The organism is Mycobacterium sp. UM_Kg27 (assembly GCF_000972905.1).
In the GTDB taxonomy this organism is placed as follows: Bacteria; Actinomycetota; Actinomycetes; order Mycobacteriales; family Mycobacteriaceae; genus Mycobacterium.
This window is the reverse complement of record NZ_JRMM01000313.1, coordinates 1-616: the sequence shown is the minus strand read 5'-3', so window position 1 is coordinate 616 and position 616 is coordinate 1. Positions and strand designations below refer to the sequence as shown.

Here is a 616-nt window from a genome sequence, read left to right as displayed (position 1 = left end):
AGATGTGTATAAGAGACAGACCACCGATCCCGGATAGGAACTATCACTCGGACTCAATGTCGCTCTCACCTCCTCTCGGCCTGGGCACGCGCGGGTGCCTGCACGTATGCACGACGAGGTGAAGTAGCCCGGCGACAACCGAGATCCGCACCCCTCTCGTCAGAGCTTCGGCACTGCACGGCGTGTCCTGGCCTGCACTAATGTGCAGACCCGGAAGCCACTTGGGCTCAACCCTTAATCCGGGAGGAGCTGTCCTGACCCGGGGCGTCTTTCGACGTTCGGGGTCAGTGGCCTGTATCCGTGCAGACGCCTCACCTAACGAGGTGCTTGCTTAACCATAGTGCACCAGTGGGGTGGCAGGGGTCAATCCGAACCGCCGGGACGCCGACGGCATCGTCCAGATCATTGCGCACCGGAGGCGAAAGCGCTTGCCTTCGGCCGAAATAGGCCTTCTCGAGAATGCAAAACGCGGCAGCACACCCAGGGATCGGGTGTGCTGCCGCGCTGCGAAAGTGCGGGGCGATCAGGCCCAGCTGGAACCCACCGACGCGTCGGTGTTGGCCATGTTGTTGCCGGCCGACTGCACCTTCTGACCGTGGCTGTTGGCCTGCTCGTA

General features: G+C 62.5%; 1 pseudogene and 1 riboswitch. The pseudogene reads right to left on the bottom strand.

Annotated features, from left to right (window positions below):
* Nucleotides 1–144: 144 nt before the first annotated feature.
* Nucleotides 145–330, bottom strand: a riboswitch (M-box (ykoK) riboswitch).
* Nucleotides 331–523: 193 nt separating this feature from the next.
* Nucleotides 524–616, bottom strand: a pseudogene (locus LI94_RS22880) (type VII secretion protein EsxI); the annotation flags it as partial.